9 protein-coding genes and 1 pseudogene are annotated in these 21,965 nt (G+C 47.0%); 8 read left to right on the top strand and 2 right to left on the bottom strand.

Going from position 1 to position 21,965, the window contains the following annotated elements; translation table 11 throughout:
• Positions 1-346 precede the first annotated feature (346 nt).
• Positions 347-1,591, bottom strand: a pseudogene (gene asnB, locus G625_RS19190) (asparagine synthase B); the annotation flags it as partial.
• Positions 1,592-2,056: 465 nt separating this feature from the next.
• Between asnB and G625_RS0109315 the strand changes: the two are divergent.
• The 7 genes from G625_RS0109315 to G625_RS0109345 all read left to right on the top strand — a co-directional run bounded on the left by G625_RS0109315 (position 2,057) and on the right by G625_RS0109345 (position 16,345).
• Positions 2,057-3,259 (top strand): LL-diaminopimelate aminotransferase, encoded by a 1,203-nt coding sequence (locus G625_RS0109315; protein ID WP_029200912.1) that lies wholly within the window; start codon positions 2,057-2,059, stop codon positions 3,257-3,259.
• A 170-nt stretch (positions 3,260-3,429) separates the two neighbouring features.
• Positions 3,430-5,538 carry a glutamine synthetase III family protein gene (locus G625_RS0109320; RefSeq protein WP_029200913.1) on the top strand — a complete coding sequence of 703 codons (2,109 nt, stop codon included), beginning with the start codon at positions 3,430-3,432 and terminating at the stop codon, positions 5,536-5,538.
• A gap of 251 nt (positions 5,539-5,789) precedes the next feature.
• Positions 5,790-10,511 carry a glutamate synthase-related protein gene (locus tag G625_RS19195; protein WP_084152835.1) on the top strand — a complete coding sequence of 1,574 codons (4,722 nt, stop codon included), beginning with the start codon at positions 5,790-5,792 and terminating at the stop codon, positions 10,509-10,511.
• Positions 10,512-11,072: 561 nt separating this feature from the next.
• Entirely contained in the window at positions 11,073-12,680 is a 1,608-nt protein-coding gene (locus tag G625_RS0109330) for a CTP synthase (protein WP_029200914.1), read from the top strand.
• A gap of 176 nt (positions 12,681-12,856) precedes the next feature.
• On the top strand, positions 12,857-14,071 hold the full coding sequence (locus tag G625_RS0109335) for a glutamine synthetase family protein (protein WP_029200915.1): 1,215 nt from the start codon (positions 12,857-12,859) through the stop codon (positions 14,069-14,071).
• A 158-nt stretch (positions 14,072-14,229) separates the two neighbouring features.
• Positions 14,230-14,832, top strand: a complete 603-nt coding sequence (locus G625_RS19200; RefSeq protein WP_049895823.1) for an ANTAR domain-containing response regulator — start codon at positions 14,230-14,232, stop codon at positions 14,830-14,832.
• Between the two features lie 181 nt (positions 14,833-15,013).
• A complete protein-coding gene (locus G625_RS0109345; RefSeq protein WP_029200916.1) occupies positions 15,014-16,345 on the top strand; it encodes an MATE family efflux transporter in 1,332 nt (443 codons plus the stop codon).
• 152 nt (positions 16,346-16,497) lie between these two features.
• Here G625_RS0109345 and G625_RS0109350 read toward each other — a convergent pair whose 3' ends face one another.
• A complete protein-coding gene (locus G625_RS0109350) occupies positions 16,498-18,294 on the bottom strand; it encodes a hypothetical protein (protein WP_156885084.1) in 1,797 nt (598 codons plus the stop codon).
• A gap of 348 nt (positions 18,295-18,642) precedes the next feature.
• Here G625_RS0109350 and G625_RS21240 point away from each other — a divergent pair, with 348 nt between their 5' ends.
• Positions 18,643-21,924 carry a zinc ribbon domain-containing protein gene (locus G625_RS21240; RefSeq protein ID WP_029200918.1) on the top strand — a complete coding sequence of 1,094 codons (3,282 nt, stop codon included), beginning with the start codon at positions 18,643-18,645 and terminating at the stop codon, positions 21,922-21,924.
• Positions 21,925-21,965: the final 41 nt, after the last annotated feature.

A 21,965-nucleotide genomic window follows, 5' to 3' on the forward strand; every position in this document is an offset into this window, starting at 1 on the left:
CATCCATTTCCCCACAGGGTGGATACGCAACCTAGCGGCTTATACAGGTATAGCCTGAGGCTCCCAACCAGCCAAAACATAAATCACCACCGAATGGACTGACAGACTTTGTTCGAGGTATCACCAACCGAAGTTGGCTCCCAAGGAGGAACCGTCAATGATCCTGCCTCGATGATTATATACCTTTTGATCTGTCTGGAGTATATGGGAGCTACAGACATGTATAACTGTTAGTTAAGCTCCTTGATGATATCTGATGAGAGGGGAATCCTCCCTTCAATCATTACTTAGATTTGGAAATTGAAACTATTAACTGTAGTCCTTAATGACTACATCATTACTATACTAGGAGGTATTTTCCCTTGTTATAGGTGTTGAGCTTTTTTTCGGGATCGATATGCATCACATAGTCTGCAAATGCCAGATCGCCGAAAGGTACACGGGCCTCCAGGGAGTTTACGCTGATGCAGCGGTCTGCACGAAGAACATCGTACATATGGAGCTCACGGACACGCTTTTCCGCTTCTTTTTGGAATTCCTCAGCAGAAGGGGCAAAGTCTGTGTATTTGTAGCCGAAAAGCTCGTCTGAAATCTCACCGGTGAGAAGCACACGGATGTCGGACTGCTCATGGATAGCCTTACAAAGGAGATACATACCTATGGAAGCTCTGACGGTTGTGATATCGTAGGTTCCAAGGGCTTCAATAACAGACTCGATGGCATTTATAACATCATTACGGTTGATTATCACTTCGTGGTGGTTCGAGCCGATGTAATCCGCAACTTCTCTTGCGTACTTAAGGTCGATGGCGTCAATGTCCATACCTATGGCATAGGTTTCAATGGGCTTGTTCAGAAGCTTTGCGGAAATAGCGCAAACTAGAGAAGAGTCGAGACCTCCGGAAAGCAGGAAACCGACAGGAGCATCCGCTTCGAGACGCTTCTCTACACCCTTTATAAGAAGGTCATGAATGTTTTTTGAGATGGCATCAAGATCATCCTGCTTATTATATTTATTTACTTTGGAAACATCATAGTAGCAAATGAATTCGCCGTCCTTGTAGTAGTGTCCCGGCGGGAATGGCTTAACTTCATGGCAAAGCCCCACAAGGTTTTTGGGCTCGGAAGCGAAGGAGAGAACACCGTCTGTGGTTTCTCCATAGTAAAGGGGACGGATTCCGAAGGGATCCCTTCCTGCGATGTAGGAGCCGGTTTCTGCATCATAGATAACCATGGCAAACTCTGCATCCAGCATTCGGAACATATCTGTTCCAAACTCTTTATAAAGAGGCAGAAGGATCTCGCAGTCGGAATCTGACTTGAAGGTGTAACCCTTCTTTATAAGCATTTCCCTTAATTTGCGGAAACCGTAGATTTCTCCGTTACATACAATGAAGGAACCATCCAGCTCAAAAGGCTGCATGCCGGCATCATTGAGTCCCATGATAGAAAGTCGATTAAAGCCAAGGAAACCATTACCTGTGTCGATGATCCTTGAGGCATCAGGCCCTCTGGACGTAGTTTTAAGAAGCGCAGTTTTTACAACCTCATACTGTGCGCGCTTATCACAGAAACCAATGATACTACACATATGCTGATACTCCTGAATAATAGTAATAGGTTAAAAGTCCCTGGTATTATTACCACAACAATGTTGACTTCAGGGGACTTACAAAACAAAAAAGGCGGCAAAGATCCCGGTGATTAAACCGACATCTTTGCCGTCTTTATGGTTAGTGATTATTGCGCAGTACATAATAAATGTCAAGGAAAAAATAAGAAGACCACGGGGAGGGTTCTCGCCGGTGAAAACTCTCCCCGGTGTTTCTTCAGGTGGATTTCTCGGTGGAATAGCTTATATGAAATTTTGCAATCCGAAATATTCTTGACAAGCTATTTGTGTCTCGTATAATGATGACAAAGGACAACGGCGTCCCGGTTATGATACCAGGGGTGTGTTGTCCTTTTTAAATGTATAAGTCAGGCATTGCAAGAGCGAAAGCCGGGCAATATGCGGTACTTATGCGGCATTAACAAAATTACAGGAGCATTCATAATGTCTGCAAATATAAATGAGAACTATTTAAAACTTAACGAGAGCTATCTTTTTTCTGAGATCGCAAGGCGCATCCGTACCTGGCAGGAATCAAATCCTGAGGTTTCAGATAAGCTTATCCGCATGGGAATCGGAGATGTGACGAGACCTCTTCCTAAAACTGTAGTTAATGCTATGGTGGAGGCAGCCAGGGAAATGGGAGAGCCGGAGACCTTCAGAGGTTACGGACCGGAACAGGGATATGATTTCCTTAAGGAAGCTATCAGAAATTACTATACAAAATTTGGAGTGGAACTTAATCCTGACGAAATATTCATTTCCGACGGTGCAAAGTCAGACCTTGGCAACATACTGGATCTTTTCGATAAAGACAATACTGTCCTTGTTACAGATCCTGTTTATCCGGTATATGTAGACACCAACATGATGGACGGAAGAAAGATAATCCTTGCAATGTCTTCAGAGGACAATGGCTTCCTCCCGCTTCCGGCACCTGAATACAAGGCAGACATCATTTACCTCTGCAGCCCCAACAATCCGACAGGTGCGGTTTATGACAGAGAAGGACTCCGGAAATGGGTTGATTTCGCAAGAGAGAATGATTCCGTAATCCTGTTTGATGCAGCCTATGAATGCTTTATCACCGGTGACTACCCTCACAGCATTTACGAGATTCCGGGAGCAAGAGACGTAGCCATAGAGTTTTGCAGCCTTTCAAAGAAAGCAGGTTTCACCGGGACAAGATGCGGTTATACTGTGGTTCCCGATACCCTTACAAGAGGTGAAGGAAATCTCAATAAAATGTGGCTCCGCAGGCAGACTACAAAGTTTAACGGCGTAAGCTATATCATCCAGAGAGGCGCAGAGGCTGTATTCTCAAAGGATGGTGAAAAAGAAATCGAAGAAAATATCAGGTATTATCGTGATAATGCAAAAATTATTACAGATACCATGGACAAACTTGGCATTTACTACACCGGCGGCAAAAATTCTCCATATATATGGTTAAAGTGTCCGGGAAATATGGACGGTTGGGACTTCTTTGACAGGCTCCTTAAAGAAGCTTACGTAGTCGGAACCCCCGGCGCCGGCTTCGGAAAATCCGGAGAGAACTTTTTCAGACTTACGGCATTCTCTACACATGAGAATACAAAGGAAGCCATGGACAGATTCGAGAAATTTGTCGGTGGGATAATGTTTTAACAATTAAATAATCAACTTAATAACAAAAGAGGACAATGGCGTTCGGTTATATAAAACTGTGTCACTGTCCTCTTTTTCGTTATATATAAGTCCGGTATCGGGCAGCTTTTAAACCTTAGGGAATGCCTGAGAGGATGATCATATATGTTTACAATGAGGGAGGAGAAGTTATGAGTACATCTACAATTTCTGACATTTACGGAAGCCTTGTATTTAACGACAAGATAATGAGGGAGAGACTTCCTAAGGATATTTATAAGGCTGTTCACAAGACCATACAGAATGGTTCACATCTTGAAATAGATGTAGCCAATACTGTTGCCGCAACCATGAAGGAGTGGGCATTGGAAATGGGAGCTACCCATTTTACTCACTGGTTCCAGCCTATGACAGGACTCACAGCTGAGAAGCATGACAGTTTCATTACCCCTACCTCAGACGGAGGAGTACTTCTGGAGTTCTCCGGCAAGGAGCTTGTAAAGGGTGAGCCGGATGCATCATCCTTCCCTTCAGGAGGCTTGAGAGCTACCTTTGAGGCAAGAGGATATACTGCATGGGATCCTTCTTCTCCTGCATTTATAAAGGACGGAACACTGTACATACCGACAGCATTCTGCGCATACACAGGTGAAGCTCTCGACAAGAAGACTCCGCTTCTCAGATCCATGGAGACTTTAAGTGAATCTGCCACAAAGCTTCTTCATGTTCTCGGAAAAACAGGAGTTACAAGAGTTGACACGACTGTTGGTTCAGAGCAGGAATATTTCCTTATCGACAAGGATCTCTACAAGGAGAGAGAAGACCTTCTTCTTACAGGACGTACACTTATCGGTGCACCTGCTCCAAAGGGACAGGAAATGGAGGATCATTATTTCGGAGTTCTGAAGCCAAAGGTTTCAGCATTCATGCATGACCTTGATGAGGAGCTCTGGAAACTGGGTATCCCGGCAAAGACCAAGCATAACGAGGTTGCACCTTCACAGCATGAGCTTGCACCTGTATTTGAGACTGCAAACATTGCAGTTGACCATAACCAGCTTACCATGGAGATGATGAAGAAGGTTGCCGACAAGCACAATTTCGCATGTCTACTTCACGAAAAGCCATTTGAGGGAATCAACGGCTCCGGTAAGCACAACAACTGGTCAATGATCACATCAGAGGGCGAGAACCTTCTGGATCCCGGCAAGAACCCTGAGAAGAACACTCAGTTCCTGCTTTTCCTTGCTGCAATTATCAAGGCTATCGATGAGTATCAGGATATCATGAGAGTGTCCGTTGCTTCTGCCGGTAATGATCACAGACTTGGCGCAAACGAAGCACCTCCGGCTATCGTTTCCGTTTATGTAGGTGATGCCCTCGAGAGGGTACTTGAATCCATCGAAAATGGTGAGGCTGATTTCAAGTCGGATGCTGCAGCCCAGATGGAAACAGGTGCACACGTACTTCCTCATTTCAGAAAGGACAACACCGACCGTAACAGAACATCGCCTTTCGCATTTACAGGAAACAAGTTCGAGTTCCGTATGCCCGGTTCCTCACTTTCAGTTGCAGACCCTAACATCGTCCTTAATACCGCTGTTGCCGAGGCTATCGATCAGATTGCAGACAGACTTTCAGGAACAGCACCTGAGAACATCGAGGAAGAGGCCGGAAAGCTTATTAAGGAACTCATTGAGGAGCACAGAAGAATAGTATTTAATGGAAACGGCTACACAGACGAGTGGGTAGAGGAAGCCGAGAGGAGAGGTCTCTTTAACCTTAAGTCACTTCCGGAAGCTATGCCGAGACTTATTGCCGAGAAGAACAAACAGCTCTTCATAAAGCATCATGTATTTACCGAATCCGAGATAGATTCAAGATATGAGATATTCCTTGAGAACTACGCAAAGACCATCCGTATCGAGGCTTTGACCATGCTTGAGATGGTTAAGAAGGATTTTACAGAGGGACTTCTCAAATATCAGACAGAGGTTACAGCTACTGCACTTTCCAAGAAACAGCTGCTTTCAGATGCAGTCTGCTCTATTGAAACAGGCATCCTTGCAAAGCTTGATGCAGAGGCAGTTGAGATAAGCAAGGGCATAGAGAAACTGGAAAAAGACCTTCACTTTACAGAGGGACTCGGGGACAGCCTTTCACAGGCAAGAGCTTACCATGACAAGGTACTGAGCGACATGGAGGAGCTTAGAGCACATGTTGACCATGCAGAAAGCATGATCCCTGAGAGCTGCCTGCCATATCCGACCTATTCAAAGCTTCTTTTCTCATTGAGATAAGAACATACATAAGACAAAGATTTCCTGCATAGCTGCAGGGCAGATCCTGCAGGAGTGGATGCCTGCCTACGACTTGTTTTTTGATCGTGGGCGGTATCATTCCTGCTTGATTTGTACTATAGGACTTTTATTCCTTAGTGATATGGGAAAAGTGATGAACAGATATATCTTGAAGGTGTTAATCATCAAATGGGTTGGCGTGGCAGCTATTAAGGTTTAAATAGCAGCGTTAACAGATGAGGAGAATAAAAATGGAGAATTATCAAAATACAAATCAGGAGGCCGCCAATGTAACTGCCGGTAACTGCTTCATAGTTCCGGAAGAACTCCGCGGCCACAACACATTATGGAGACCGGTTTCCTCAGGACACCCTGAGGAGCTCGGCAACGATGCCTGCGGAATAGGAACCGTTGTAAACATTGACGGTACAAAGGACGGAAAGGTTCTTGATGATGCCCTTCATATAGTAGAAAAGCTGGAGCATCGTGCCGGAAAGGATGCCACAGGTAAGGTGGGAGACGGTGTAGGTATACTTCTCCAGATAAGTCATGATTTCTTTAAAAAGGCAGCACAGGAAGCCGGAATCGTGCTTAGAGAAGAAAGAGATTACGGCGTTGGAATGTTCTTTTTCCCTGAGAATGAAAAGAAGAGAACCTTCGCAAAAAGGATGTTTGAAGTCATCGCAAAAAAGAACGGGCTCACGGTCCTTGGCTGGAGACCGGTTCCCTCGCATCCCGAGATTCTGGGAAAGATAGCATTGGACTGCATGCCCTGTATAGAGCAGTGCTTCATTGAAAGACCTGGGGGAGTGGAGAGAGGCATTGATTTTGACAGAAGATTATATGTTCAGAGACGTGAGTTCGAGCAGTCCTCTGAGGACACCTATATCTGTTCTCTGAGCTCCAGAACCATCGTATATAAGGGAATGTTTCTGGTGGGACAGCTTCGTGCTTTCTATGATGATCTGAGGGATCCCGATTACAAGACTGCCATAGCCATCGTTCACTCTAGATTCTCAACAAATACAACTCCCAGCTGGGATCGTGCCCACCCCTACCGCATGCTTGCCCATAACGGAGAGATCAATACCATCAAGGGAAACATTGACAGGATGCTGGCCCGTGAAGAAACCATGCAGAGTCCCTTCCTTGACAAGGAGGTTGAGAAGATATTCCCGGTGGTGGAGCGAAACGGTTCCGATTCCTCCATGCTGGACAATACTTTGGAATTCATGTATATGAACGGTATGGAGCTTCCTCTTGCCATGACTGTGACCATTCCCGAGCCCTGGAAGCATAACAGGTTTATGGATCATGAGAAGAGGGATTTCTATCATTACTATGCCACCATGATGGAGCCCTGGGACGGTCCCGCAGCCATCATTTTTTCCGACGGGGATGTGGTGGGAGCAACCCTTGACAGAAACGGTCTGAGACCCTCGAGATACTACATCACCGACGATAACAGACTGATCCTTGCCTCTGAAGTGGGAGTTCTTGACATTGACTCAAAGCATATCGTAGATAAGTCAAGACTTCAGCCCGGGCGTATGCTCCTTGTGGATACCAGACAGAAAAGGATAGTATCGGATTCCGAGATAAAGAAGCATTATGCCGAGAAGAATCCTTACGGAGAGTGGCTTGACAGAAATCTTCTGCATCTTGAGGATATCAGGATCCCTAACCACAAGGTGGAAACCCATGACAGGGAGCAGAGAGACAAGCTTTACAAGGCTTTTGGATATACTCATGAGGATGTGAAGTCCATAATCCTTCCCATGGCGCAGAATGGTGTGGAGGATACGGCCTCCATGGGACATGACACGCCTCTTGCGGTGCTTGACAATAAACATCAGCTTTTGTTCAGATACTTTAAGCAGCTTTTTGCCCAGGTTACAAATCCGCCCATCGATTCACTTCGTGAAAAAGTGGTTACGGATACTACAGTTTATCTTGGTTCTGACGGAAATCTCCTTCAGGAAAAGGCGGAGAACTGCCGGGTTCTGGAGATAACAAATCCTATTCTTACGGGAGTAGAGCTTTTGAAGATAAAAGAGCTTTCAGCTCCTGGCTTCAAGTCAGCTGTTGTGTCGCTGCTTTACTACCAGAATACTTCTCTTGAAAGAGCCCTCCAGCAGTTAAATATCACTGTGGACCGTGCCTATCAGAGAGGCTGCAACATTATCATCCTCAGTGACAGGGGAGTTGATGAAAACCACGTTGCCATCCCTTCGCTGCTTGCTGTGAGCTCCGTCGAGCAGCATCTGGTGCTTACAAAGAAGAGGACTGCGGTTTCCCTGATACTTGAGTCCGCAGAGCCGAGAGACGTTCATCAGTTTGCGGCGATCCTTGGCTTTGGCGCCCGTGCCATCAATCCATATCTCGCACATGAGTGTATAGCCGAGATCATCGATGAAGGATATCTCGACAAGGACACACATACCGCTATCGAAGACTACAACAAGGCGGTCCTCCACGGCATAGTAAAGATTTCGGCGAAGATGGGTATATCCACCATCCAGTCCTACCAGTCGGCGAAGATATTTGAAGCCATCGGGCTTAGCCGTGAGTTTACGGACAAGTATTTTACAGGCACTGTTTCAAGGGTAGGAGGCATCGGCATAAAAGAAATATCCGAAGGCGTAAACTGGAGGCATGAGCTGGCCTTTGATCCTCTGGGACTCAATGGGGCAGATGGGGATGAGTCAATGTTTTACAGTGTACCCGCCCTTAAGAATAGGAAGATCTCTTTAGAGGCTTCCGGGGAGGAAAATGAAAAGCTTCAGAAGCTGAGGATGGCAAATTTCTGCAATGTTAAAGATAAGGATGAACACCTTTATACTCCAAAGACCATAAAGGCACTGCAGCAGGCAGTGCAGAAGGGGGACTACAAGAGGTTTAAGGAATACAGCGCCATGATAGATGATGCACCTATTCCCCATGCCCTTCGAGGCATCATGGAATTCGCTCCGAAGAATAAGCCGGTTCCTCTCAGTGAGGTTGAGCCGGTGGAGTCCATCGTGAAGCGTTTCAAGACAGGTGCAATGTCTTACGGCTCCATATCTCTGGAAGCCCATGAGACTATGGCCGTTGCCATGAACCGCCTTGGCGGAAAGTCAAATTCGGGCGAAGGCGGAGAGGATCCTTCAAGATACGGAACAGAGAGGAATTCTGCCATAAAGCAGGTGGCCTCGGGACGTTTCGGCGTTACGGGATCCTATCTTAATTCCGCAAGTGAGATACAGATAAAGATGGCTCAGGGCGCAAAGCCGGGCGAAGGCGGACATCTTCCGGGAAAGAAGGTTTACCCCTGGATCGCAAAGACCAGATTTTCAACTCCCGGTGTATCCCTGATCTCACCGCCGCCTCATCACGATATCTACAGTATCGAGGATCTGGCGCAGCTTATTTATGATCTTAAGAATGCAAACCGCCGTGCAAGGATTTCGGTGAAGCTGGTTTCCGAAAACGGCGTAGGAACCATCGCCTGCGGTGTTGCCAAGGCAGGTGCCCAGGTCATCCTGATCTCTGGTTATGACGGAGGAACCGGTGCGGCCCCCATGACTTCCATTCATCATGCGGGACTTCCCTGGGAGCTGGGAATCACTGAGGCTCACCAGACACTTATCCGTAACGGACTTCGCAACAGGGTAATGCTGGAGACGGATGGTAAGCTTATGACCGGTCGTGATGTTGCCATCGCAGCACTTCTCGGTGCCGAGGAGTACGGCTTTGCCACAACGGCTCTTGTGAGCATGGGATGTATGATGATGAGAGTCTGTCATAAAGATACCTGCCCCTTCGGAGTTGCCACCCAGAACGACAGGCTTCGTGCAAAGTTCAGGGGCAAGCCGGAGTATGTTATGAACTTCATGAGGTTTATAGCAGAGGAGCTTCGGGAAATCATGGCAGAGCTTGGCTTCAGAACTGTGCAGGAGATGGTTGGACGTACCGACTGCCTGACTTTTTCCGAGGAGCGTGCCAATGTTACCGACCGTGCCAAAAAGGTTGATCTTTCAGCCATACTCGATCCTGAGTTTGCAAGTCTTCCCGAGAATGTACGTCATTTTGATCCGGAACATGTTTACGATTTCCATCTGGAGAAGACATTGGACGAAGACGTGCTCCTGCCTAAGTTTAAGGGGGCTCTAGAGAAGGGTGAGCATCACGAGGAGAAGGTCAAGGTTTCAAGTACAAACCGTACCTTCGGAACCATCCTGGGCTCTGAGATCACCGACAACTACTGGATGGGCACAAAGACACAGGAGCTTCAGGATGACACTTTTGTGGTTGAAGCCTACGGCGGCGGAGGACAGTCCTTCGGTGCCTTCATTCCCAAGGGGCTCACCATCAGACTTCACGGTGATGCAAATGACGGCTTCGGAAAGGGACTGAGCGGCGGAAAGCTGATCGTGACACCGCCTAAAGGAAGGGCTTTCCGTCCGTCCGAAAACATTATCATCGGTAACGTGGCGCTTTATGGCGCTACTTCCGGAAAGTGTTATGTTGAAGGTATAGCCGGAGAACGTTTCTGCGTGAGAAACTCCGGAGCTACTGCGGTGGCTGAGGGCTGCGGAGACCACGGTCTTGAGTACATGACCGGCGGCCGGGCAGTTATCCTCGGACACACCGGAAAGAATTTTGCGGCAGGTATGTCCGGTGGTATCGCCTATGTTCTTGATGAAGATCATTCACTGTATCTGAAGCTCAACAAGGACATGGTGCAGCTCCGGGAGGTGACGGAAAGATATGACGTGAAGGAACTTAAGGCCATACTTAAGGACTATGTTCAGGAGACCGGCTCCGAGCTTGGAAAGGATATACTTGAGAACTTCGACAGATTCCTTCCGAGCTTCAAGAAGATAGTTCCGAACGATTACCAGAAGGTGCAGGACGCTGTAAATCATTTTGAGGACAGCGGTTCATCACCCCAGGATGCGGAAATGGAAGCCTTTAAGCTGCTGTTTAGCTAAAGGGCTGAACTGAGGAGGGGTATAGGGGAGGTCAGACCTTTTCTGAATGACCTATATCTCCAAAAACAGAATATGAGTCAATGAAGAACCTGATTCTGAATGACCTATATCTCCAAAAACAGAATATGAGTCAATGAAGAACCTGATTCTGAATGACCTATATTCCAAAAAAACAGAATATGAGTCAATGAAGAACCTGATTTTGAATGACCTATATTCCAAAAAACAGAATATGAGTCAATGAAGATCTTGATTCTATATGACCTATATCTCTAAAAACAAATTATAGGTCAAGGAGCGACCGATTTATAAACCTAAAATAAATAGTAAAAACCCTATTTACAAATTCCTGTTTTGATTGTATCATCTTCATGTTTTTTATAAATATCAGGAGGTGACAAGGGCGTCACGGGGGCAATGGAAAGTGTCCCCGCCACTGTCACCTCTTTTTTTGTGTATAAATCCGAATCTGAGATTTCCAGGCATTGTGTGAGCTTGGTATTGCGTAAGCGTAAGCGGAGAAATGCGTGGATTTATGCTTGTATTATGAAAGGGGACTCTATGATCAAGTACATTTTTGTAACCGGCGGTGTAGTTTCAGGACTCGGAAAGGGCATTACTGCAGCTTCTCTTGGAAGGCTTCTCAAGGCAAGGGGCTACAAGGCAACCATGCAGAAATTTGATCCATACATAAACATTGACCCGGGTACCATGAACCCCATCCAGCATGGTGAGGTTTTTGTAACCGATGATGGTACCGAGACGGATCTTGATCTCGGTCACTATGAGCGTTTCATTGACGAGTCCCTGGATCACCGTTCCAATATAACCTCCGGAAAGGTTTACTGGTCTGTTCTCAACAAGGAGCGTCACGGAGAGTACGAAGGCCACACAGTTCAGGTCATCCCTCACATCACAAATGAAATAAAGTCCGATTTCTATCGCTCAACAGATCCTTCCGAGGACCGCATTGCCATCATTGAGGTAGGCGGCACAGTGGGAGATATCGAGTCCCAGCCCTTCCTTGAGGCCATCCGTCAGTTCCAGCATGATATCGGACGTGAAAATGCCATCATGATACACGTGACTCTCGTACCATATCTTCATGCCTCCGAGGAGCTTAAGACAAAGCCCACACAGATGAGCGTTCGTGAGCTTCAGCGTCTCGGACTTCAGCCGGACATCCTTGTATGCCGCACCGAGTATCCGATCCCCAAGGACATCAGAGAGAAGATCGGTATGTTCTGTAACGTACCTTCAAATCACGTGCTTCAGAGCACAAATGCCGAGTTTATTTACGAGGTTCCCCTTCTCATGGAGCGTGAGCACCTTGCACAGTCAGTGTGCGAATGTCTACACCTCCCATGCCCCGAACCGGACCTTACTTCCTGGAGGGCAATGGTAGAGAATCTTCGCCATCCTGAAAAGGAAACCGTCATTGCCATCGTCGGCAAGTACACACAGCTTCACGATGCCTACCTTTCCGTTGCGGAATCCCTGAAGCACGGTGCCATCGCGAATAATGCAAAGGTAAACATCCGCTGGGTGGATTCCGAAGAGGTTGAAAAGGAGGGAGCAGCCACTTTATTAAAGGGGGTTAACGGCATCCTCATCCCGGGCGGGTTCGGTCAGCGCGGAATCGAAGGCATGATTATGTCGGCGCAGTATGCCCGTGAGAATAAGATACCTTATCTCGGAATCTGTCTCGGAATGCAGATCTCCATCATAGAATTTGCCAGAAATGTTCTTGGCTGGAAGGATGCAGACTCCACGGAATTTCAGCCGGAGACCACACATCCTGTCATCGATCTTATGCCTGAACAGAAAACAGTCACAGACCTTGGAGGAACCATGCGTCTCGGATCCTATCCCTGTGAGCTGAGAGCGGGTTCAAAGTCGGAAAGACTTTACGGAACCACCTCCATAACCGAGCGTCACAGACACAGATATGAAGTTAACAATGATTACAGGGAAGATCTGGAATCAGCAGGAATGATGCTGGTCGGACAGTCTCCGGACGGCCATATAGTTGAGATGATCGAACTTAAGGAGCATCCCTATTTTGTTGCTACCCAGGCACACCCTGAATTTAAATCACGACCCAATAAAGCACACCCTCTTTTCAGGGGACTTATTGAGGCTGCATTAAAAAATCAGGAGAACATCTGAAAGTAACAGATCAGCTGATGGACCACCGACCCCGTCCCCAAGGTGCGACACAAAATGGATCACCGACCCCGTCCCCATGGTCCGTCGGCTGGCAGTATTTTAAGAAAAGCGAGTTTACTGCAATGAATTTCAGTAATAAAATATTCAGTACTTATGAAAAATTCGAGGTGGAAAAAATGAATTCATACGAAGAGGTTCTTGAATTTGTCGAAGACGAAAATGTCAAATTTATCAGACTCGCATATTTTGATGTATTTGGAGTTCAGAAGAATATAGCTATAATGCCAGACGAGCTCAGGAGGGCATTTTCCGAAGGTATAAGCATTGACGCAAGCTCCGTAGCGGGCTTCGGTGCAGAGGTTCACTCAGATCTTTTCCTGAGACCGGATCCCACGACTCTTTCCATAGTTCCCTGGAGACCCATAGACGGAAGAGTTGCAAAAATGTTCTGCGACATAGAGTATCCGGATGGCAGCACATTCCAGAGAGACAGCCGCTGGCTCCTGAAGCAGGCAGTAAGAATGGCCGAAGATAAAGGATTCATAATAAACATTGGCACAGAGGTGGAGTTTTACATCTTCAAGCTTGATGAAAATGGTAATCCCACCAAGATACCTCAGGATAATGCAGGCTACATGGATATAGCGCCTGAGGATCACGGTGAGAACATCCGGAGAGAAATAAGCTTTGCCCTGGTTGACATGGGTATCAGACCCGAGGCCAGCCACCACGAAATGGGTCCGGGACAGAATGAAGTGGATTTCCGTTATGCAGAGCCTCTTGAGGCTGCGGATAATGCCTCTACCTTCAAGTGGGTGGTAAAGTCCATAGCGAATTCGGATGGCGTTTGGGCAGATTTCAGTCCGAAGCCCCTTACCAACGAGCCGGGAAACGGTATGCATATAAACATTTCCGTAAGATCCAGGGACGGTAAGGATTATACCGATAACTTTATGGCGGGCATACTTGAACATATTCGTGAAATCACTCTTTTTCTCAATCCAAAAAGAGAGAGCTACGAGAGACTGGGAGATATGAAGGCGCCAAAGTATGTAAGCTGGTCAGCCGAAAACCGTTCACAGCTTATCCGTATCCCTGCCACAAGATCAGATCAAAAGAGAATTGAGCTCAGATCACCGGATCCCACTGCAAATCCTTATCTTGCGTTTATGCTCCTTATATACGCAGGAATCGACGGCATTGAGAGAAAGCTTGAGCCAATGGAGCCTTTGGATGTAAATCTCTTTAAGGCAGACACTTCCATCACCGATAAACTGAAGAGACTGCCACAGTCCCTTGATGAAGCCATCGCCTATGCAAGAAACTCGGAATTTGTAAGAACACTTATTCCGGAAGGATATCTCGCAGCATATTCCGGTGAGGAAGTCTAGAATTTATATTTGGTGATGCCAATGGCGGCATAGGCATCTAAGTTGAAACTCCCGGAGTCAGGACCGGGGAATGAGAAGTCCGGAATCATATTTCGGGCGTATGAACTGATAGTTTTAGGATTCTTGGTACTGCAAAAGTATCGTTTAGGGAGATTAACATGGAGAGAGCAGAAAAAGGGAGCAGTTTGCTGATTGCGGCTGCCATGGAAAAAGTGGCGACTCAGATCAAAGGGATCCTGCCCTCGGGATTTGGCAAGTTGTCATATCAGCCGTCCATGACAAAGGTTAAGCAAAAGCTTATGGAGGAGAGTTTTGATTTATTGATCATTTATACTCCTCTTCCTGATGAGTTTGGTCTTCAGGCTGCACTGGAAATCGCAGCAAAATATCAGGCCATGAGTATACTGATGCTTGTAAACAAAGATGTTTACCAGGAGGTTCTTTACCGGTCAGGAGATTCAGGCATCATGGTTATGGCGAGACCTGTAAATCCGGCATTGTTCACATCATCAGTAGAGATGCTTTGCACGGTAAGTCGTAAAGTGCAAAGGATTTTAAATGATAATCAGAAGCTGCAGCGAAAGCTTGAAGATGAGAGATATGTGACCAGGGCCAAATGCCTGCTTATCGAAAGATGCGGCATGACAGAACCCGAGGCTCATAAATATCTGGAAAAAGAGGCCATGAATGCCTCCATCACAAGAAGAGAGGCTGCAATCAGAGTCATCCGTGAAAACGGAAGGATAGTTACAAATATGTAAAATTTCGGCCGAAGGATCAGTGGGACGGAGTTAGTGGTTTATCGGTAGATGGACCAAGGGGACGGAGTCAGTGGTCCACCGGCTGAACTGAAAGAATAACTGATATAGAGAAAATGATATTGTGAAAAAAGCGTTTGTTCCTTAAAATTGTTGGAACAGACGCTTTTTTGAGGTAGACAACATGGCTCAACATAATCTTTCAAAGGGAAACCTTCTTCACAACATGATATGGTTCTCGCTTCCGTATCTGCTCAGTTATTTCCTGCAGACGCTATACGGACTTGCGGATCTTCTTATTGCAGGGCAGTATAATGGCGCAGATGTCATATCCGCCGTATCCATCGGCTCGCAGGTAATGCATATGGTGACGGTAATGCTTGTGGGGCTTGCCATGGGCTCTACTGTCATGATAGGTCAGTATGTGGGTGCGGAGGATGAGAGAAGGATCAACAAGGCTATAGGAAATACCATCACATTTTTTGCTGTGACAGCGGTGGTTGTGACGGTGCTCCTGAATATCTGCATACATCCGATAGTTTCTGTGCTGTCAACACCGGCTGAGGCTGTACCTGGAACCGTAAGTTATCTTCAGATCTGCTTCACAGGAATTCCCTTCATAATTGCCTACAATGTACTGAGTTCTGTTTTCAGAGGCATGGGAGATTCCAAAAGTCCGCTGATATTTATCACCATAGCCTGCTTTGTAAACATTATTCTGGACATCCTTTTTATGGGACCTATGCACATGGGTGCAGCAGGTGCGGCCTACGGTACTATCCTTGCCCAGGCAGTGAGCGTCGTCATAGCATTTGCGGCTATAATAAAAAAGAAGCTGTTTGAGATCCAGCTGACGGATCTTTACCTTGATAGATTTGTACTTGAAAAGATTCTGGGAGTGGGGGTTCCCATTTCGTTTCAGGACGGATTCATACAGATTTCCTTCCTCGTGATCACAGTTATAGCCAATCAGCGTGGTGTAGACATTTCCGCAGCGGTGGGCATCGTGGAAAAGACCATCAGCTTCCTGTTCCTGGTGCCTTCCGCTATGCTTTCCACTGTTTCTACCATCGTGGCCCAGTCCGTGGGGGCAGGAGACCTTGAGAGGGCGGGAAAGACCCTGAAATATGGTGTGATAATGTCTTTCTCCATAGGTGATTTCTTTGCGGTTCTTTTCCAGTTTATATCACCCCTGTTCTTCGGAATGTTCACTGATGACCCGGTGGTAAAGGAGTACGCGGTGCAGTACATGAGAACCTACGTCATTGATTGCGCCATAGCGGGAGTGCATTTTTCGTTTTCCGGATTCTTCAGTGCCTGCAACAGGTCTGTACTCAGCTTCATTCACAATCTGGTATCGGTCATCCTGGTGCGGGTGCCGGGAGCATGGCTTGCCACGAAGCTGTTTCCGGATACACTTTACGCCATGGGACTTGCAGCACCCGCAGGATCGCTTCTCAGTGTTATCATTTGTACAGGATTTTATATTCATATCAAAAAACAGGAAAAACCTTGACTTGTTACTGTTCACAGTAAAGTTCTTCAAGGAAAACCGCCTGTAGTTTGAGATTAAATACCGTGTATGATTTCAAAAGAGTAAGATATGAAGTATTCTTTTGGTCATACACGGTATTTCTTTTGCATATGAATACTAACTGCAGATGTCCCTTAAATGCACTTTGCTTCCAGGGTCTTTCTGAGGGTATTCCTGTCCATCCGGTACTGCTGCATCAGAGCTTCTGCATAGCTTAGGAAGGCCCGGCACATGAGTGGGTGAGTAAACCCAAAGGAAAGCTCCGGCTTTTTCCCGTGGATGATACTTGCACTGTCTTCAGTGATCATCAGTTTCATATTGGGAAATGGCGTTTCCGGAAGGATATACAGGCGGTAGTTAGGATATATCTCTGACAACCGGATGATATTCCGAAGGTGCATGGAATATTGCTTCGGAGTATAGAAGAGTTCACTGATCCCGTTTTGCTCCCCGATCCGTACTTTTCCGGAAAACAGCTCTTCATCATCAGCAAGTGTGACACACTCGTTCACCCTTGCTTTTTCAAGCCTCAAAAACATTGTATCCCGAAGAGCCTTCCATTTTTCATACAGTGCCGGTTCATCAAAAGAACTAACCAGTTCTTCCGACATAGTCGCAAGGGACAGACCGCTCTGAATAACCGTGAGTTCCGAATCGCCTTCAGCTGCCGGTGCGGCAGGAACTTTCAAAAGGGGCTGCGCATTCTCCAGCATACTTTCAAATCCCGACAGACAAACTTCCAGTATATGCGGGTCCGTATAGTAATGATAAACCCCTGACGCTTCCGTACCGATGGGGTGAAAAGCTTCTATACAGGCTTTCCCCGGGCAGAGGAAAACGGTATGAGAGAATCTCGGGTTTCGTTTCCGGGTGCTGTATCGGGACTCTACCATGCCGGACATATAGAGCGGCAGCCAGCTTTTGATGGCGTCCGTCATCTCTGAAAGATCACGTTCTACATTGTGAATGATCCGTACCCTTGTACCGTTTTTGACACAGGCACTCATAAGGGCTGCCCAGCGCATAAGGTAACCTTTGTCTCCGGTAAGCCACGACTGATCTTCATCCGAATACAGTAATAGCAGTCCGGCTTTATCTCTCCATGCATCGAAAAGAAATCGCAGGACTGCGCTTCGTATTCCTTCTCTTCCGAAGTATTCGGTTTGTTCCGACCGGATGATCTCTTCCGGGACGGTTTCTTCCGGTGCCGGAAGGGAAAGTTGAGTCTCTGTGGAAAAGGTGTCAAAAAAACCCAGCAGGCTTTCCGCGATACCGGCATCCCGGTCAGTGATATATCCGTCATCAAACAGCCAGGCGGAGATGGCTTCTTCATCGATCATATCGGCAGAGATACCCATGAGCCCGGCAAGACCACTGAGTTTTCCTCCGGCGGCTGCTCTTTCATAGAGAACAGAAGAAATCCTTGCAGTTACATTGCTCTCCGGAACGGGAGTACGTACCCCTGTCCTGAAGCGGCTGACCATGGATGCATCCATATGGATATAATGACTGAAACGGGCATTGGACAGATCCGTCAGCTTCATCACCGCATCCAGACGTTCCCCGAAGAAATGATAGACCGGCTTTGGTTTTTTTATGACCTTTGGAGGCACCGGCGACGCAGCATCTTTTTTCACATTTACCGGCTCTCCTTCGTAGAGCCAGTCCCTTATCTTATCTTTGATCTCATCTGCGTTTTCACCCGGATCTGCACCGATACATCCACAGAGTATATCAAGTTCATTACGATTATCTGCATAGAGATACAGCCCTGTGACAAGTTTCCGTATCGTCGGACCGGTTCTACCGGGGATCCGGGCAGAGCTTCGCAGACGACTTATATTGGTCCGGTCAAATCCGGCAAGCTTTGCCACCTGACCGTTTTTTGCTCCTAAGCATTGGAACAGTTCGTTGATCCTGGCAAAAAACATGATAGTCTCTCCTTTCCGCAAGCCGGCCGCATCACAAATGGTGATGAAAAGCAATTCCATGCCAGCTACTTCTTTAGTCAAGAATACTACACAAGCGTGACAAACGAAAGATGCATTGCATATGATTTTGGCACACTTCGTGAAAGAGGCAAAAAGCTTATAATTAATTTAGGGAACTTATGTCGTCGAGACAGTCCCTGATGTATATGAAAACCAGAACTTGAGTTTCAGCTGATCCTGTCAGAAAAGACCAGACAGAAAAGTGAAACGGTGATATCGTGAAGCGCCGGTCCGTATCCGGATGAAACAGTCCGGTGCAGAGATCAGCTCTAAAAAAGGAATCCTACTATGGCTGGAAAGATGAAATACTGTCGTAAGTGCGGTATGCAGTCGCCGGCAGAGGCGATATTCTGTCCGACCTGCGGCACTGAATTTATGAAGACTTCCGATCCTGATCGAAGCCGTGTCAGGCCGATCAAATATTGCAGATCCTGCGGAAAAGAAAACGCGGCAGAAGCTAAGTTCTGCCGGTACTGCGGGTATCACTTCACGGTAGCTGCCGGGGGCGGGGTCAAAACTCAAAAGCATGAGGCATTCAAAACTGAAAAAAAGGTAAGGCAGGCACATCCTGCAGCATCCGGAAAAGACAGCCGGAAACGTATTCTTGCAGGAGTGCTGATAGCCGCGATTTTTGTTGTGACGGCTTTTAAGTATCCGGGATTCCTTGTAAAGAAAGGAAGACCCGAAGACATTGGAAGCACCTACCAAACAACAGGAAAAAAAACCGGTAAAGATGCAGGTGGAGATTCAGTATCTGCCAACGGTGCAGGGGACGGTATGGTTTATGATGACTTGGCTGATCCCATGGCTCTTTCAGCAGGTGAGATCCCGCTTCGGTATACCTCCGCTCAGTTGGAAGAAGCTCCTTTACAGTCTGCTGACGTGATCCCAAATCAGGGAAGTGTGGTACTTGGAGAAGTGAGTGTAGATATCCCTTCCTGGGAGCTGGAAGCAGCGGGAGACCGCATCGAAGTCCGTGACCTTCCGAAACTCACTCAGGGAAAGGACGGCTGGTCCATCAAGGCTTATGATTTCTCGCTGGCTTCCGGTACACATGAGTTTGACAGTGATATCCGTATCACCATCCCTCGCGGGAACGACGGAAGCACAGGCTGTGTCTGGTACAATGCTGAGACCGGCAGATGGGAGGATATCTATAGCGAGGTCAGTGAGGACGGAAAGAACTATATCATCTATACAGATCATTTCAGTCTCTTCGGAAAGAAGTATATCTTTGATGAAAAGCGGCTTGACCTGATCGTCGATGACGGCAGGCGCCTTGATCTGAAGCATGGAATATTTATAGAAAACCGTCATAAGAACAGGCGCATGGAAGAGTCGGTGCGGATCGACTACGAACGCATGTGGAACTTGTTTCAGAACAGAACCCTGGAAGATGTAAAAGACCTTCACCGCAGCATGGCACTGCTGACGAAAACGGCGAGGGATCGCTCCGCAATGACCGAGGAAGGTTATCATCCTGCCGCCGATATCCTGGCGGAAGCTGTGGGTGATTACGGAATCGCTGAAGGGGCATTTCAGGTAAATGCGGGACTTCGTTACGATAAAGTGCCTTCCACGAACAAAGCAGCAGCGGCTGCAAAAAAAGTCCCTGAAACAAAACTATGGCCGGAACAAATAGGTCAGGTCATGACGATGCTCGACGTCATCCTTACAGGCTATAAGATCCGGGCAGAAGCCCTGGATAAAACCACGAACTCCTATTCCCAGGCACTTTGGGATACCGTCAAGGAGCATAAGCTGGATCTTTTCAGCACCTCGACAGGAGTTGTGGGAACCTTCACCCCCGAAGTACTGAACCCGGTCATGGCTGTGATCGGGCTGGCACTCACGGCATATTCCATAAAATACAATGAATATATCACTGAAGGAGTTGATGAATGGTATAAACAGTACTATCCGGATGAGGGAGAGGTATACCGGCGCTTCTATCAGGATGCCGGAGTGACTCTGTATTACGATTCTGAGGAGTTCAGTAAGGCTGCTCAAGATGACTATCACGTAGCCCTTATGGAAAAACCTGTCAATATGGATGACAAGAGGTTCAAGGAGTTCAGTAGCTTCATTAACTCAAAAAAAGGTCTTCGTACAGATACCTACAAGGGGTTTGCAGCTGCATTTTCCAAGCTGATGGAACTCTATGCAGATCAGCCGGAACAGCTTGAGACCATTTTCGATGATTTTTACCGTTCTGTAGCCGGTGCCTTCTGGAAGCTGCCGGTGAAGGAGACCCAGGGAGCCCGCGGACAGGGGCCAAGGTATAAATTCCTTGATGAGTACAAGTATCTCGGAAAGGATCCCTACAATCTGCAGGCACGGGAGCAGATCAGGATTTCTGATTCCTATATTAAAAAGTTAAGAGTCGATACAGTTGGTATCCTTGATAATGTCACCTACAGATATCAGAGGAAGGCCTGTGATGTTGTGATGCAGAAGATGGAAAAGGAGGTTCTGCCGATACTGAACAGAACCCTGGTATTCCACGTGATCGACGAGGCAGTTGGCAGTGGGAAGACATTTGCCGATTCCGTATACTGCGTAGACTGGCAGAGCATCAATTCCAACCGTAAGTATCGTTCCCTTCCTGATGGGGAAAGCATATTTGATGACAAGTTCAAGACACCTATGTGGTTTGAAGGAGCAGACAGACCTGTATTCCTGCCCATCGACAGTGACGGAAGCGAGAATTCCGTTCGCAATTACTGGCCGTATACGCCGGGCTTCCTGCCTCAGGCAAACAAGAAAAGTGATATCGTTTTTCGCTGTACCTACTACCACTACATGATGATGGGCGCTCCGAAGAAGATGGTCTTTAAAGACTTGAATTCCGGTAAGGAAGTAAAGGCCGATATCGAGATCCCGAAGATCGATCCGAAGGACGGGACCCGCGTCACGGATGTATATATCACCGTGAATGGAAAAAAGGAGATCCCGCAGCTTCAGCTGATGCTGGAGTATTTACGTATTGACGGTTCTCCGGAGAACAACCTTGTAGAGGTATTCCCCAACGGAGAGGTAAGGTTTACCCTTGCGCCGCTCAATGATTACCGCAATGGGTTGAGCTTTGACACTTACAGTATTTATAACTATCCCGCCCTCACTTTCAACGGCAGGGTAGTAACGTGCACCGCTTTTGATGATCCAAACAGAGCTCCGGGAGATGATCCGCCGGAGGTTACAAAAGAGAACTGGTATATCATAAAAGGATATCTCACAGGCTCTCCATCTCCGTTCTCCCATGACATAACAAAGTATTGGAATGGCGAATATGACGGGAAGGACGGATATAAGGTGAACAGGATCAGTATCGCTCCAAAGAGAAATGATACCTATGTGGACACGTTTGGAGACTACTCAACATTCAGTATCGAAAGGTCCCGGAAAACGGGTAATGTTCGGGTCACGATCCGCATCAGAGGAGATGTATACTACTGGAGCTATGGAAAGGGACTTAAGGAAACCTTATATTATGATATCGATCTGGGGAAACTCGATCCGATAAATCTCACAAACATTGAGGATCCTGTGGTGAGTAAGATAGGTTCATAAAGGTCAGGCTCCGGCCTCCCATAGAGAATAGAAAGACCCTA

Source organism: Oribacterium sp. NK2B42, from assembly GCF_000424445.1.
Lineage (GTDB): Bacteria > Bacillota > Clostridia > Lachnospirales > Lachnospiraceae > Oribacterium.